The 13,279-nt window shown below is 70.9% G+C and carries 22 protein-coding genes and 1 tRNA gene; 14 read left to right on the top strand and 9 right to left on the bottom strand.

What is annotated here, in order from left to right; all coding sequences use genetic code 11:
• Positions 1 to 240: carbohydrate-binding protein (locus OGL89_RS15995; protein WP_263121165.1), on the bottom strand; the 240-nt coding region annotated here is incomplete at its 3' end.
• Between the two features lie 326 nt (positions 241 to 566).
• On the opposite strand from OGL89_RS15995, the gene OGL89_RS15990 reads away from it, so the two are divergent.
• The gene (locus OGL89_RS15990; protein WP_263121164.1) at positions 567 to 2,009 is read left to right on the top strand and encodes a bifunctional phosphatase PAP2/diacylglycerol kinase family protein; all 1,443 of its coding nucleotides are present in this window, start codon (positions 567 to 569) and stop codon (positions 2,007 to 2,009) included.
• Positions 2,010 to 2,049: 40 nt separating this feature from the next.
• Positions 2,050 to 2,334 (top strand): hypothetical protein, encoded by a 285-nt coding sequence (locus OGL89_RS15985; protein ID WP_263121163.1) that lies wholly within the window; start codon positions 2,050 to 2,052, stop codon positions 2,332 to 2,334.
• A 115-nt stretch (positions 2,335 to 2,449) separates the two neighbouring features.
• Here OGL89_RS15985 and OGL89_RS15980 read toward each other — a convergent pair whose 3' ends face one another.
• From OGL89_RS15980 to OGL89_RS15950, 7 genes are all read right to left on the bottom strand, one after another.
• The gene (locus tag OGL89_RS15980) at positions 2,450 to 3,349 is read right to left on the bottom strand and encodes a hypothetical protein (RefSeq protein ID WP_263121162.1); all 900 of its coding nucleotides are present in this window, start codon (positions 3,347 to 3,349) and stop codon (positions 2,450 to 2,452) included.
• A gap of 338 nt (positions 3,350 to 3,687) precedes the next feature.
• Positions 3,688 to 3,741: transfer RNA gene (locus OGL89_RS15975), tRNA-OTHER, on the bottom strand.
• A gap of 23 nt (positions 3,742 to 3,764) precedes the next feature.
• Positions 3,765 to 4,919: a site-specific integrase gene (locus OGL89_RS15970; protein ID WP_263121161.1), complete on the bottom strand. Its 1,155-nt coding sequence runs from the start codon at positions 4,917 to 4,919 to the stop codon at positions 3,765 to 3,767.
• Entirely contained in the window at positions 4,906 to 5,136 is a 231-nt protein-coding gene (locus OGL89_RS15965; RefSeq protein ID WP_263121160.1) for a DUF3263 domain-containing protein, read from the bottom strand. The genes OGL89_RS15970 and OGL89_RS15965 overlap by 14 nt, the downstream gene beginning before the upstream one ends.
• Complete coding sequence (locus OGL89_RS15960; RefSeq protein WP_263121159.1) at positions 5,133 to 5,543, bottom strand: ImmA/IrrE family metallo-endopeptidase; 411 nt, start codon at positions 5,541 to 5,543, stop codon at positions 5,133 to 5,135. Before OGL89_RS15960 ends, OGL89_RS15965 begins: the two co-directional genes overlap by 4 nt.
• A gap of 322 nt (positions 5,544 to 5,865) precedes the next feature.
• Positions 5,866 to 6,297 carry a hypothetical protein gene (locus tag OGL89_RS15955; RefSeq protein ID WP_263121158.1) on the bottom strand — a complete coding sequence of 144 codons (432 nt, stop codon included), beginning with the start codon at positions 6,295 to 6,297 and terminating at the stop codon, positions 5,866 to 5,868.
• 92 nt (positions 6,298 to 6,389) lie between these two features.
• Positions 6,390 to 6,902 carry a hypothetical protein gene (locus tag OGL89_RS15950; RefSeq protein ID WP_263121157.1) on the bottom strand — a complete coding sequence of 171 codons (513 nt, stop codon included), beginning with the start codon at positions 6,900 to 6,902 and terminating at the stop codon, positions 6,390 to 6,392.
• A gap of 213 nt (positions 6,903 to 7,115) precedes the next feature.
• Here OGL89_RS15950 and OGL89_RS15945 point away from each other — a divergent pair, with 213 nt between their 5' ends.
• From OGL89_RS15945 to OGL89_RS15895, 11 genes are all read left to right on the top strand, one after another.
• Positions 7,116 to 7,385: a helix-turn-helix transcriptional regulator gene (locus tag OGL89_RS15945; RefSeq protein ID WP_263121156.1), complete on the top strand. Its 270-nt coding sequence runs from the start codon at positions 7,116 to 7,118 to the stop codon at positions 7,383 to 7,385.
• Positions 7,385 to 7,591: a helix-turn-helix domain-containing protein gene (locus OGL89_RS15940; RefSeq protein WP_263121155.1), complete on the top strand. Its 207-nt coding sequence runs from the start codon at positions 7,385 to 7,387 to the stop codon at positions 7,589 to 7,591. The genes OGL89_RS15945 and OGL89_RS15940 overlap by 1 nt, the downstream gene beginning before the upstream one ends.
• Positions 7,592 to 7,676: 85 nt before the next feature.
• Positions 7,677 to 8,033 (top strand): hypothetical protein, encoded by a 357-nt coding sequence (locus OGL89_RS15935; RefSeq protein ID WP_263121154.1) that lies wholly within the window; start codon positions 7,677 to 7,679, stop codon positions 8,031 to 8,033.
• A complete protein-coding gene (locus tag OGL89_RS15930; protein WP_263121153.1) occupies positions 8,033 to 9,127 on the top strand; it encodes a hypothetical protein in 1,095 nt (364 codons plus the stop codon). Before OGL89_RS15935 ends, OGL89_RS15930 begins: the two co-directional genes overlap by 1 nt.
• On the top strand, positions 9,124 to 9,453 hold the full coding sequence (locus OGL89_RS15925) for a hypothetical protein (RefSeq protein WP_263121152.1): 330 nt from the start codon (positions 9,124 to 9,126) through the stop codon (positions 9,451 to 9,453). The genes OGL89_RS15930 and OGL89_RS15925 overlap by 4 nt, the downstream gene beginning before the upstream one ends.
• A complete protein-coding gene (locus tag OGL89_RS15920) occupies positions 9,453 to 9,698 on the top strand; it encodes a hypothetical protein (RefSeq protein WP_263121151.1) in 246 nt (81 codons plus the stop codon). The genes OGL89_RS15925 and OGL89_RS15920 overlap by 1 nt, the downstream gene beginning before the upstream one ends.
• 32 nt (positions 9,699 to 9,730) lie before the next feature.
• Positions 9,731 to 10,096 (top strand): hypothetical protein, encoded by a 366-nt coding sequence (locus tag OGL89_RS15915; RefSeq protein ID WP_263121150.1) that lies wholly within the window; start codon positions 9,731 to 9,733, stop codon positions 10,094 to 10,096.
• Positions 10,096 to 10,374: a hypothetical protein gene (locus OGL89_RS15910; protein WP_263121149.1), complete on the top strand. Its 279-nt coding sequence runs from the start codon at positions 10,096 to 10,098 to the stop codon at positions 10,372 to 10,374. The genes OGL89_RS15915 and OGL89_RS15910 overlap by 1 nt, the downstream gene beginning before the upstream one ends.
• Positions 10,371 to 10,721 carry a hypothetical protein gene (locus tag OGL89_RS15905; protein ID WP_263121148.1) on the top strand — a complete coding sequence of 117 codons (351 nt, stop codon included), beginning with the start codon at positions 10,371 to 10,373 and terminating at the stop codon, positions 10,719 to 10,721. The genes OGL89_RS15910 and OGL89_RS15905 overlap by 4 nt, the downstream gene beginning before the upstream one ends.
• Complete coding sequence (locus OGL89_RS15900) at positions 10,718 to 11,548, top strand: hypothetical protein (RefSeq protein ID WP_263121147.1); 831 nt, start codon at positions 10,718 to 10,720, stop codon at positions 11,546 to 11,548. The genes OGL89_RS15905 and OGL89_RS15900 overlap by 4 nt, the downstream gene beginning before the upstream one ends.
• Before the next feature lie 67 nt (positions 11,549 to 11,615).
• Complete coding sequence (locus OGL89_RS15895; RefSeq protein WP_263121146.1) at positions 11,616 to 12,278, top strand: hypothetical protein; 663 nt, start codon at positions 11,616 to 11,618, stop codon at positions 12,276 to 12,278.
• 118 nt (positions 12,279 to 12,396) lie between these two features.
• Here the strand turns inward: OGL89_RS15895 and OGL89_RS15890 are convergent, their stop codons facing one another.
• On the bottom strand, positions 12,397 to 12,831 hold the full coding sequence (locus OGL89_RS15890) for a hypothetical protein (RefSeq protein ID WP_263121145.1): 435 nt from the start codon (positions 12,829 to 12,831) through the stop codon (positions 12,397 to 12,399).
• Between the two features lie 15 nt (positions 12,832 to 12,846).
• On the opposite strand from OGL89_RS15890, the gene OGL89_RS15885 reads away from it, so the two are divergent.
• Positions 12,847 to 13,279, top strand: a 433-nt coding sequence (locus OGL89_RS15885; RefSeq protein WP_263121144.1) for a bifunctional DNA primase/polymerase, incomplete at its 3' end; no start/stop codon positions are given.

Raw genomic sequence — 13,279 nt, 5'->3', positions numbered from 1 at the left:
GGGCTTGCCGCTGCCGGCACCGCCGCTCTGCGTGGCCGGGTCGTCGCCCTGCGTCCACCAGTTCGCGGTGTAGTTCACGCCGCTCTTGCTGACCTTCGCGCCGCCGGTGTACGCCGTCGCCGCCGACCACGGCGTGTCACAGGTCGCGGCCATCGCCGGTGCCTCGGCGATCACCAGCGTCCCCGCCGCGATCAGGAAGACGGTGGCCACACTGAGCAGCCGCTTGATGGATCCCCTCATGTCGATCCCCCTAGCGGTCGCGGGCATCGCCCGGCGACCGATCATCTGCCGGTGGCGAACCGGCTCCGTTACCGGGTTCGTCCGCCGACGCGCTCACGAAGGAGCGAAGGGATCGTCAGCCCGGCCCCCGAGTTTGTCAAGAGTCCTGTCATATTCGGTCAGCGCTGTGTGCAGCGCAGTCACGACCCCCGGTTCGCCGGGCGTCGTCCAGGCGGGATCGGCGCCGCCGACGCCGTGACCCACCCGCCCCGGTCCCGCGCCGACGGGTCCTGCGTGCCGGACGTCGTCGCTGGTGGTTGACTCGGCGGGTGTCGTGGAGAACCAGGATGGACGAGAACGTCGGGCGGCGGATCGCCGCGACCCAATGGCCCACGGCGGTGGACCGCGGCCTGCGCGGACTGAGCGAGACGGCCGACGGCGGGAAGCTGTGGTGGGGCGTCGCGGGCGGCCTCGCCCTCACCGGCGCGAAGGGACGCAGCGCCGCGCGGACCGCGATGCTCTCGCTCGGCTGCGCCGCCCTGGTCGCGAACCTGATCGCCAAGCCGCTGGCCGGCACCGCCAGGCCGACCGCTCCGTTCCAGTCCAGCCGGGCCACCCGCCGGCTGGCCCGCTTCCCGCGCTCTACCTCCTGGCCGTCCGGGCACACCGCCAACGCCGTCGCGTTCGCCACCGCGACCGCGCTGGTGTCCCCCGCCCGCGGGCTCGCGGTCGCCCCGGTGGCCGGCGCGGTGGCGTTCTCCCGCCTGCACGTCGGCGCGCACTGGCTGTCGGACGTGCTCGGCGGCGCGGCGATCGGGGCCGGCAGCGCGGTCGCCGTCGACGCCGTCCGACGACGGGTCGCCGAGCGGCACGCCGGGTCCTCCACCCACGCCGATCTGCCCGCCCTGCCGGACGGCGCCGGGCTGTACCTGATCGTCAACCCGCACTCCGGTCCGGACTCGGGGCCGGCCGCGCGCCTGGACGAGGTGGTGCTGCAGCAGTTCCTGGCTGCGATCCCCCGCGCCGACGTGCACACCCTGGCGGAGGACGACGACGTCGAGGACCTGATGACCGACGCCGCACGCTCCGGCCGGTACACCGCGATCGGGGCGGCCGGTGGTGACGGCACCCTCGGTGTCGCGGCGGCGGTCGCCGCGGATCACGGCATCCCGTTCTTCGTCGCGCCGCACGGCACCCTGAACCACTTCGCGCGGGCGCTCGGCCTCGACCACGGCTCCGACTCGCTCGACGCCCTGGCGCACGGCACCGGCCGGTCGGCCAGCCTCGCCGAGGTCCGCGTCGGGTCGACCCGGATCCCGATGCTGAACACGTTCTCCGCCGGGGTGTACCCCGAGATCGTCGAACGACGGGACGACCGGCTGCACCAGCTGCCCAAGGCGGTCGCCGCGGTGGTGGCGGGCGCGACTGAACTGGCCGGTGCCCGACCGACCCGGTGGACCGTCGACGACGAGCAGGTCGAGGCGCTGTCGGTGTTCATCGGCAACGGCGACTACGGCGCACCCGGGGCCCCGCTGCCCGGGAGCCGGGTGCCGGGGTCGCACACCCTGGACGTCTGGCTGCTGGGCGTCACCTCAGGCGCGGACGACTGGTCCCAGCGGGTGCCCGGAGTCCGGCGACGCCGCGGCGCGACGACACTGCGCCTGGACGGGGCCGAGCGGGTGGCGGTCGACGGGGAGATCTACGACGTGCCGCCGGGCCGGGCCGTGACGCTCGAGATCCGGGACCGGCCGGTGTCGGTGTACGCACCCGGCCAGGACGCCACGCGCTGACCGGCTCCGTCGTCCGACACCGAGGGACCAGGAGGCTCCCGTGCCCGCACCCCTGCTGATCCGCGACGTCCACCTGGTCACCGGCGACGTCGACGGCACCGCCCTGCCCGGCCGCTCCGTCGCCAGCGACGCCCAGGGCCGGATCACCTCCGTCGGCCCGGCCACCGAGCTCCCCGCCGCCGCCCCCGGCACCCGGGTGATCGACGGCCGGGGTCGGTACCTCGTGCCCGGCCTGATCAACGCGCACGCCCACCTGTTCGCCGACGGGTCGGCGCTCCCGTCGTTCTTCACCAGCCCGATCGGGGAGAAGTGCACCGCGGCCTGAGTCAACAGTGCGAATTCGGTCGGAGCGTCCGCGCTCCGCGGAAGAGCACCCGGCCCTCGCAAGCGACCCTCGCTCGCACCGCCGCCGCCCTGAACACACCGATTCGCGTCACCGTTCACACCTCTGCTGCCCGAGGAGGTTCGGACGGAAGTGCCGACAGCCGATGTATCCACGCCCGTGGGGGCCACACGTCGATCGGCCAGGACGTCACCGCTGACGCGTGCCCGACACGCAGGACGAGCTGCGGACGTCGCCCATCGACCACCGGGTGTGTCTCCCACTGCCCGTACCCCATGACACATCGGTGGGCGGGGTCGAGGTTGTGGAACACACCCGCGTCTCCGCTTCGTAAGCGGGCGACGGCACCCTCCTCGTAAGCACGGGTCAACGTCAATCGGAACGAACCCCCATCGTCCCCGGTGACATCCCCAGTGTTCCAGCTCCACACCGCCATCGGATGCCAGTCCTGCCGCCAGTCGGGCCGGCGAAGCTCGTTCACCAGCTCGTGCGCACGCCCCGGCATGGTGACGTCCCAGCAGAAGTCACCCCACCCGATCATGCGCCCCTTGTACTCGGCGACGAACTCTTCGGCGGCCTCCGGGTGCCGCTGATACCCGTTCAGCAGCTGCTGGATTCGAGCGGCAGCGCTGAGGACTTGCCATTCGACTTCATGGAGGTCGCTGCCCACGGAGGATCCGTCATCGCACCGTTCGGGTTCACCCATCAACGGCAGATGCAGCCGGTAGCGCCCACTTTCTTTCGTGATGACATCCGCGCCAGCCTCAGCGACGATCAGCTTGACCTGCCGATCGAAGTCGTACTCACATCCGACGGCATGCCGGTCGCCCCCACGTTTGATCCGGAAGTACGCGGCAACGGGCCCTCGGCCTTCACGAGCGGGTTGAGCTTTCACCGACGTTGCGGGCACTCGACAGGTCGCGCAGTAGATCCCGTGGTGGATCGAGACATCACCGTCGAGCACTCCCGCGTCGGACACGACACCGTTGTCGTCCACGACCGCGGGAATCGACCGCCGCCAGGTCTTCTGTCGCCGTGTAGTGCCCCTGCGTCCCATGTCTGCTGATCATGCCGCCCGCCGGTGACAAGCGAGCACGAAAAGACGCGTTCTTGGGCACGTGCCATGGTCTCGCGCACCAAGCGCAGCGACCGGCAGCGGGTCACCGAACGCCCCGGCGCACCGCCTTCCCCATTTCGCCAACGGGGAGTTCAGGTCTCACACACCCGTCAGGGCGTCCCTCACGCGAGAGCGGCCGCTTCGACGACATCGCCACAGATCAAGTCGATCGGAGTTTCGTCGACCACAACGGCGCGAGTGAACCAACCTCTCAAGGGTGGGCCCGGCCGGGCTCGAACCGGCGACCTCCGCGGTGTAAGCGCGGATCACCTGAGATTCAGCCGCAGGTCAGAGGCTACGCCGCCTCGTCCGGGGCGCTGTCCGGGCGCTGCGCTGCCGCCCGTCGCTCGGCGATCAGAGCCCGCATCCGGTCCAAGACGTGGTCCAGGTCCTGGTCGAACAGGTCCGCGTAGACGTTCAAGGTGATCGCCGGGGTCGCGTGCCCCAGCATCCGCTGCACCGCCAGCACCGACGCCCCCGAAGCGACCGCCAGCGATGCCGCGGTGTGCCGCAGGTCGTGCACCGTCATCGTGCCCTCCAGCCCGGACCGGGCGAACGCCGCCAGGAATGCCCGCCGCAGGTTATCCCGGCGCAACTGGGCGCCGTGTGGTGTGGTGTACACCAGGTCGTCCCGGTGTCGCCCCTTCACCAGTGCCCGCATGTCGTCCACCACCTCATCGGCCAACGGGACCGTGCGGGATCCGGCGTCGGTCTTGGTGGTGCCGGTGACGCGCCGCCCGCCGACCGTTGTGGTCGACCGGGTGACCGTCGCTCGCCGACGCCGGAGGTCCACGTCCCTCACCCGAAGCTCAGCGAGTTCGCCGACCCGCATGCCGGTCAGGGCTAGGGCCCGGACGACCGCGGTCCACGCGTCACACCTGGCGAGCAGGGCGTCCAGTTCGGGCACGCTCAGGTACCGGTGCTCCCTCTTCACGGTGCGCGGCAGGTTCACGCCACGAGCCTCGTTGCGCGGGATCCGGCGCGCCTTCACGGCGGCATCCAGGATGCTGACGAGCACCCCGTGGATGCGCCGCACACCACCGGGTCGGCCCGGCAGCGCGCTCACCCATGCCTGCACCATCTCGTGCTCGACGTCGATCAGCTGGACGGTGCCCCAGCGAGGACGCAGGTGCCCGTCGACGATCCCCTCCACCCGGGCGCGGCCTGAGGGCTTCAGGTGCCCCTGGGCGTCCAGCCAGGACGCCGCGTACTCCCCCACGGTGACCCGGCCGCGGTCCGTGTCCAGGTACTCGCCGGTGCGCTTCGCTACCCCGACGTGTTCCAGGTGCGCCTGGGCTGCACTCTTCGTGGCGAACGACCGCGTCGGGTACCGGCCGTCGGGGGCGGCCCACCTCGCACGCCATCGCAGCCCCCGCCCGTACCGCTCGGTGCGCACCCGCTTGCCGGTGTCGGGATCGACGCGGGTCCACCGGTCCTCAACACTCGCCACGACGCCCCCACCGGGATCGGGCGCGGCGCAGGCGGTTCACCACGACCGGGGCGTAGGCGACCGCGGCGGGTTCGTCGAGCAGTCGTGCGACTCGCTGGTAGTGCCGGATGGGAGGGCACCCCAGCTCGTCCCTGATCGCAGCCTCCTTGCAGGCCGCGTACCGCCAGGAGCGCGCCTCCAGGTCGAGGGCGTCGCGGTCCGCATCGGTGAGGCTCATCGGGGCTCCAGTTCTCGGTACAGCTGCACCAGCTGCGTCGTCTCGTCGTGGGTGAGGTGGTCGATGCGGTCCTGCAGGACTTCGGGGGTGACCCAGAGTTCGTCCGCGACCTCGTGTAGGCGATCGGCCCACCGGTATGCGGACAGCAGGTCTGGCATCTCGATGAGCTGCCGGGCAGTCTCCGCCCGGACTGCCCTCTCCTCGCTGGTGCTGCAGCCGGCGATGTGGCCCATGTCGACGTGGACCTGTTCGTGGGTGATGGCGCAGCGGCGTTGCACCTGCGACAGGCGGGGGTCGACGTAGATGAACCTGCCGTCGGTGCACGCGAGGCGCCCGGCGGGCTGCTTCTGCCAGACGACGGTCAGTTCGGGCCGGCCCCTGAGTCGACGCCACGGATGGAACTTCATGGCGGGGACGCTAGGCCGAGCCTCTGACTCTCCCCCGGCGCTCTGACCTGCGGGAACAAACCACAGCCGCGTGATTCGGCAGCGTTGGACGATGCGGCGAGTCTCCACCTGCGCGCCGATTCAGGCGGGTCGCCGCTCGTCTGGGTCGCCGAACTGCTCGGGGGGCCATGACGCATCACCGGAACACGTCTTCGCAGGTGAGAACACGTATGACGGGTAGTTCGTATTATCAGCGCTACGCGCGCGTACGCGCACGGGCGAGGGTCAAGGTGCCAGGCAAGCCCAACATGTCCTGACCTGCGACGACAACATCACAGACGCGTCATGAGCGAGACCCTCGTTGAAACTGCCTGGCTTTGACGAGGCGATCCCGAATCTTCGCGCTTCCTCGACCTGGTGGACACGCCGCTCGGTAGCGCTCCAGGACGGCGACCTCATGGTCGTACTGCTTGAGTCTCCGGTGGATGATGGCGGCCTGCTCGGTGTACCAGGGCGCTGGTTCTCGCCCATCCGCACTGCGCTCGGCTGCCGCGATCAACTCGTCGAGCAGCGCCAGCGCTTCTTCAAGCCGCCCCTCGCGCTTGAGTTGACGCACGATGTCCGACCACTCGGTGAAGTGTCGCCCTCGGACAAGCGCCGCCGCTTCTTGTTCGGCGGAAACTCCGAACGACATCGATCCATGAGCCGTCTCTAGCCAGACCGCGCCACTCTTGGAGACCGTGAAGGCTCCAGTTACGTCCTCACGCTGGGACATGGCGCGATCGAACAGCGAACGGAGTCCATCCGAGTCGACGGGCGGGTCAGCAGGCGTAGGCGGAACCACCTTCCGGCGCCGTCGGAACCAGTTCATGCGGGGTCATCCCCTCCGAGATCCTGGGTTTCCTCGCCGGTGGTGTCCGGCTCCGCGTAGGCGGGGGTGCCGGCCATGGCAGCTAGCGCGGCGTGCCCGCGGTGCTCGACCTGTGCACCACGGGCAGGCTTGGTGGGGGTGGCGTGCTCAGCATCGCCATCACGCTCCTCTTCGACGAGCACCCGCAGGATCTCGATGACAGCTTTGCGAGCCTTCGGGGACAGGTTGTCCACGCCGGGCGGCAGTTCGTCAGCGAACGGCGGTCCGGGCACCGGGAGACCAGCCGCTGTGAACGCCGCCTCGTCCGTCACACCGGCCAGCCACGCGATCGCACGAACCGTGTCCGCCTTCGGCTGGGACTTGTACGTCCCCGCCGCGATCCCGTTCAGGGTGGTGTCGACGATACGGAAACCCGCGTCCTGAGCCTTGATCGCCAGCTGTCGACGCGAGGTCTGGTGCCGTGCGATCGCGACATCGAGCAGGTCGCGAAGCGTCTGAGTGTCGTTCACGAGGTTGATGCTCCTGCGTCGGTCGTCAGTGGTGCCATGCCGCCAGATCGAATGCCTGACAACCTACCGGCTTCTTGATCGGCCTAACACGCGGAACTGTCCGATTGTCGGCTTGACAACCCGGACAGAACTCCGGTGTACTGCACTTGTCACGACGACCACTTAGGAGGCACACTCATGGCGATCCCGTTCCGATCCCGAAGGGAGGTCTGGATGCGCGTCAAGGACCCGGCGAAGATCCGCCGGTGGCGCAAGCAGCGCCACTTCACCCAGCGCGACCTGGCGTACCTGGTTCGCCGTTCGCAGACCGCGATCTACGCGCTGGAGGTCGGCAAGCTCCGCACGATCTCCGAGGACTTCGCTCTCGCTGTTGCGGCGCGGCTCGACGTCCCCTGGGAGGAACTCTTCGAGGCCGCGGAGTCCAAGTCCATGGCCTCGATGACAACCGCGGTACGCCGCACTGCGACCCTGGCGGCGGCGTGATGAGCACCGTCCTGGACGTGAAGGCCGTCGCTGCACAGCTCGGCGAGGACGAGCAGACCGTCCGAGAGCACCTGCGCCGCGGGGACCTCCGCGGCTTCAAGGCCGGCCGCGGCGGCGTCACCTCCCCGTGGCGAGTTCGGCAGACCGCGATCGACGAGTACATCGCCCTGCGCGAAGCGGCCGCGCGACGCGGTAGCGCCGCCTGAGCCACGCACCACCCCAGGCACGACGAAGGCCGGCCCCGCAGCGAACGAGAACCGGCCTTCACCGAACTACGACAGGAGCATACCGATGGCCACCACCATCACGATCCAGCCCGGCCAGCCCGGCCAGGGCATGCGCTACAACGTGCGCCAGCCCCTCCCCTACCCGTTCCACATCGACGCCGACACCGGAGACTGCGTCCGAGGGCGGGGAACCGCGGAACTCGGTGATGACCCGACCGGCACCACGCCGTGGCGGCTGCTCGGCTTCCAGACCGGGGCCGTGCAGGAACTCACCCTCACCTTCCGACAGTGGCTCAGCGACCCGGAGGCCGGCCGCGGACTCTTCCCGGTGTTCATCGACTGGCGCGGCTCGATCTTCCACCTGACCGAGCCGATCACTGACGTCAAGGTGAACGCCGACCCTCAACGGGTGGTGTCCTGATGACCGCCCACGACTCGACGTCCCGGATGATCGGTGAGGACGCCCACCACCTGGCCGACCCCTCCTGGCCGCAGCAGCGCGCCGACGGGTTCGCTCGGGCCCGGGCGTTCGGCCGGTGGATGCTCGCCGCCGCATCAATCGTCGTGTTCGGTCTGGTGTTCGGGTTCGTCCTGTTCGCATGGTCGGCCGGGGCGACCGAACCGCACACCACCTACACGGCCTCCGCCACCCAGCTCGTCATCACCTACGGCGCCGGGGCGGACTCGGTTGACGTGAACGTCCGGTACCCCGACGGGACGGGCTTCAACCACCACCCGAACCGCAGCGCCGCGGTCGGCGAGGTGCTCACCCTCTCGCTGACCGAGCTGCCCGCCTGGGTGCAGGTGCACTCCACTGACTGCCACCTCGGTGAGCCCGGCTCGCCCGGCTACGGCACCGACTGCCGGTTCGTCGAGACACCAGCCCCCGAGGCGACCACCCCGGTTGGGCCGGAGCCCGAACCGACGGGGGAGCCCAGCACGGAGCCGCCCGCGGACCCGGGCCCCGAGATCTACACGGTGAGCGACTATGCCCGCGACTGCGCCGGTGTGATCACCGAGGCCACCACGACCTACACCACCCCGGTGGTCCTGGTCGACGGGCAGTGGATCCCCGACGTCGACAACACCACCTCGGTCACCGAGTACCGGACCGTCACCGCGGCGCCGGAGGGGGCCATCGTCCACCAGGAGCAGCCATGCCCCACCGGCACGAGCACTTCGGAACCCACGACGCCGACTGCGCCTTCTGCCGAGCCGAGCGAGGAACCGTCGAATTCACCATCCGAGCTGACACCCGAGCCGTCGAGCGAGCCTTCCTCGCCGACGCCGGTGAGCACGAACCCGACGCCGACCTCGCCCGTGCCCGCCGAGAGCACGACGACCGGCGCATTCCGGTCCGGGGTGTCGGCGGTCGATAACGGCGTCCCCGCTGGCATGAAGCACGCGGTGCTCGCAACCACGGGTGTTGACCCCTGGCTCCTGATCGCCGTGGCCGTCGCGGCACCGCTGGTCGGTGCGATCGCCCTCGGCGCCCGGCGGGGTGGTCGGCGATGAGCACCACGCGCCAGCGTGACGGCGACCTCCTCGCCGTGCTCGACCCCTCCTCGAAAGCCCTGATGGATGGGCCTCGCGGTGCCACCCCCGTGGTCGGCGCAACCGTCACCCTGTGGCGGCTGCCCGGAACCTGGTCCGTGTGGTCTGCCGGCCCCACGACCGGCACCTGGTGGCTGCAGCCGAGAGACGACGACGCCGAGCGCATCCTCACCCGGCTCGTCGCAGCCCCCGCCCGAGGGCTACCCGATGTCACCCAGGTGTACGACAGCCCCCGCACGCGTGCGGCCGCCGTCCGCACCAAGGCGATCCGTGCGGGTGGTCGCTGATGGCCACCACCCTGACACCCCGGCTGGCGGCCGTCGTGGAGGACTGCGAGTTCATGGCCCAGCACGGGGAAACCCTCACCGGCGCCGCCCACCGGCTCGGGTATGCCACCCGCGATTCCCTGGAACGCACGTTGTGGCGCGCCAACCGCTACGACCTCGTCACCCGCCTCAAGGCCCCCGAGGTCGAGGAAGCCCGAGCTGAGGCCGGGCGCCGCATCCAGTCCCGTCACACCTTCGGCGCCTGACCGCGCACCCCACCGACCCGAAAGGCATCACCGTGAACGCGAACAACAGCACCGAGCCCCTGACCGGCGAGGACCTGCTGCAGCTCGACCAGTTGGCCGCCGAACTGGCCAAGCGCGAGGAGTCCATCGCCGCCGACAAGGAGCGCGTCGAGGAGATCAAGGCGACCCTGCGCCGGCGCCTCGGGGTCGGCACCCACAACACCGGGGCGCACAGTGTGCAGGTGCGTGCCGGTGCCCGACGCCTCAACGCCACCCGGGTGGCCGCCGCGTTCCCGGTGGTCGAGCACCCGGAGCTGTACAAGCCCACCCTCGACACGGCCGCCGTCAAGGCGCACATCGCGCCGGTCGCCCTGACCGAGTTCCAGGACGAGGGCACCCCCACCGTGGTGGTGAAGTGATGAGCGCCGAGGTCGACGCGGTGGACGTCGTCAGCCTGCACTGCGGGCCCGCCACCGCCTTCCCCACCATCAACGACGACGCCCCCGTCATCCGGGTCGTCGTCGAGAACGCCACGACGGACGGTGTCACCTTCGCCGTGGCCACCAACCTCGGCGCGGACCTCGTCGGCGAGGACGCTGCCCGGGCGGTTGGTGTGGCGCTGCACCGGCTCGCCCACGCCCTCCTGGGTGGACTGACCGTCGACCTGACCGCACCCACCCCGGGCGGTGTGTCGTGAGTGCGGGCATCGAACCGACGGGCGCCCAGGTGGAAGCGTTCCGCATCGCCTGGCACAACGCCGACCGGGCAGGCCGTCACGGCCGCCGGGTCCACGCCGGGCTCAAGGCCGCCCTCTCCGTCCCGAACGGGACGGCCGACGACCTCGCCCGCGCCCGTCAGGCGCTCAACAGCCTCGTCCTGGAACGCAACGCGTGGGCTCGGCAGCTCGCCGATCTCCGGGACGAACGGGACGCCGCCATCGCCGCGCGGCAGGCTGCGGAGGCGGCGAAGGTCGAGGTCGAGGTCGAGCGTGACCAGCTGGCCCTCACCATCGAGACGCAGCACGGGCGGGCGGTGCAACCGTGACCGCGCTCGCCCTGCCCCCGTTGCGCGCCCCCTTCACTGGCGGCGACCCCCACGCCGCCCTGCGGGACGCCCGTGGGGTCATCGAGGACGCCATCGTCAACCACCCCCGGTCCCTGCAGCGCACCATCGGCCCCTCCGAGATCGGCACCCCCTGCGAGCACTGCCTCGCCGCGAAGCTCGCCGGGTGGGACCAGGTCCGGGACGTGGCGTGGCTGCCCACCATCGGCACCGCCCTGCACGCCTGGGTGGAGGAGGCGTTCATCGCCCACGAGAACCGCCGCGGCGCGCAACACGACGGCGGCCTGCGGTACCTCACCGAGGCGAAGGTCATGGTCGGCACGATCCTCGGGCAGGAGATCTGGGGGTCCACCGACCTGCTCGACGTGGCCACCGGCATGACCGTCGATTGGAAGCTCGTGGGGGCGGCCACCCTCCGCAAAGCGAAGACAGGGCCGTCCCCGGTGTACCGCACCCAGGCGGACCTGTACGCGAAAGGCTGGAACGACGCGGGGGTCCGCGTCGACCACGTCGCCATCGCCTACCTGCCCCGCAACGCGGTGTCCCTGGACGACGCCATCTGGTGGACCGCCCCCCACGACCGCCAGCGCGCCGTCGACGCCCTCGCCCGCGCCGAACGGATCGCCACCAACCTCGCAGCCCTCACGGCCCTCGGGCCCGACGCCGTCGCCGCATGGATCAGCGGGCTGCCGCGGGACCCCGACTGCTTCGACTGCGCCCGGTTCCCCGACGGCGCGCACCTCACCCCGCCTGGGCATCGCGCCCCGGCCGCACAGTTCGCCGACCTCCTCGGGTCGACGGCCGCCTGAACTCCCACGTGGCGTACAGGCTCACCACCCCATCCCGCAGTACCGACACACCAGGAGCACACCGATCATGAGCACCCCCACCGCGAACGACTTCCTCCTCGGCGGCGGCGGCAAGTCCGCCAAGTTCGACCAGGTCGGCGACACCGTCACCGGCAAGATCGTCTCCACCGAGATCCGCCAGCAGACCGACCTGCAGGGCAACCCCCTCGAATGGGACAACGGCGACCCGCGCATGCAGCTCGTCGTCACCCTCGCCACCGACATCCGCGACGACGACGAGGACGACGGCCACCGCGCCCTGTACGTGAAGGGCTCGAAGGCCTTCGGATCGAAGTCTCTGCACGACGCCGTCCGCAGCGCCGTGCAGGAGTCCGGGGCGAAGGGCCTGGAGACGGGTGGCACCCTGACCGTCTCCTACACCGGATCGGAGCCGGCCAAGACCCGCGGCTTCAACGACCGGAAGCTGTACCAGGCCAGCTATGCCGCCCCGGACCGCGCCGCGGCCACCGGCGACTACCTCGGCACCGGGTCGGCCGCGCAGCCGGGACAGCAGCCCACGCTGGCGACCGCCGCTGCCGCGGTGCAGCAGCAGCCGGCCCCGGCCGCCGGCGGGAACGAGACCGCCGACAAGGTTCGCCAGCTCATCGCCCTCGGGCTCGACGACGCCACCATCTCCGGCGCCGTCGGCCTCGACGCCGGTGTCATCGCCGCGTTCCGCACCGCCGCCTGACCCACGGCACCCCGCGCCGCGTCAGGCGTGCCGCCCGTCCGAGCCGGGCCGCGGGGACCACGCACCAGCACCACCACGACATGGAAGGCGACGACGTGCTCGCGATTCAGCGCGACTCCTACCTCACCCTGGCGGGAAGGACCGTCATCCACCGCCGTTGCTCTGCCCCCGGGACGTCCGACCACCACACCTCGACGTTGACCTTCCGCACCACTTCGAGTTCTGGGATCAGGAACGTCTCCGTAGCCGAGGGGTCAATCCGCGGCCAGGCGATGTCACCCACGAACGGGACCCCGTGCGCCCGTATCCGCACCTCGAACAAGGGGTGCATCCACGTGTTCGTGAGCGCGAACGCATCGTTCTGGAAGTGCAAGAGCACCCACGGTGCGGCGGCGCGCGCATCTCGCTCCTGCACGAGCAGCTCACGCGCCTTGCGCGCCTCGTCCCGCTGCCCGCGTGCGTACCAGGCCGACAGCCCTGCCGCCACGATCGCGACGACCGCCACCAGCAGCGACCCGGCTGCCACCCACACCGCTGCCCACTCCGATTCCATGGCCGGAGGCTACCGGTGAACCCCCTGCTCGACGCCGCACGCGACCTGCTCGCGCACGGGTACTCCGTCATCCCGATCCGGGCCGACGGGTCGAAGGCCCCCGCCCTGCCGTCGTGGAAGTACCACACCCGCCAGCTCGCGACCGAGGTCGACCTCGTCACCTGGTTCGGCGGCGACACCGTGCACGACCTCGGTGTCGTGCAGGGGGCCGTGTCCGGCAGCGCCGAGCTCACCGAGATCGAAGGCCGCGCCGCCGCGCGCCTGCCCGAGCTGAAGGCCCTCGCCGACGACACCGGCCTCGGTGACCTGTGGGCCACCGTCACCACCGGGTGGGTCGAGCTGTCCCCCTCCGGCGGGTACCACTTCCACTACCGGCTCGACGGCGACGTCCCCGGCAACCTCAAGCTCGCCCGCGCCGCCGACAAGCTCGTCCTCGCCGAGACCCGCG

Source organism: Cellulomonas sp. RIT-PI-Y (assembly GCF_025642745.1).
Classification (GTDB): Bacteria; Actinomycetota; Actinomycetes; order Actinomycetales; family Cellulomonadaceae; genus Cellulomonas.
This window is presented reverse-complemented; position numbering and strand designations above follow the sequence as displayed.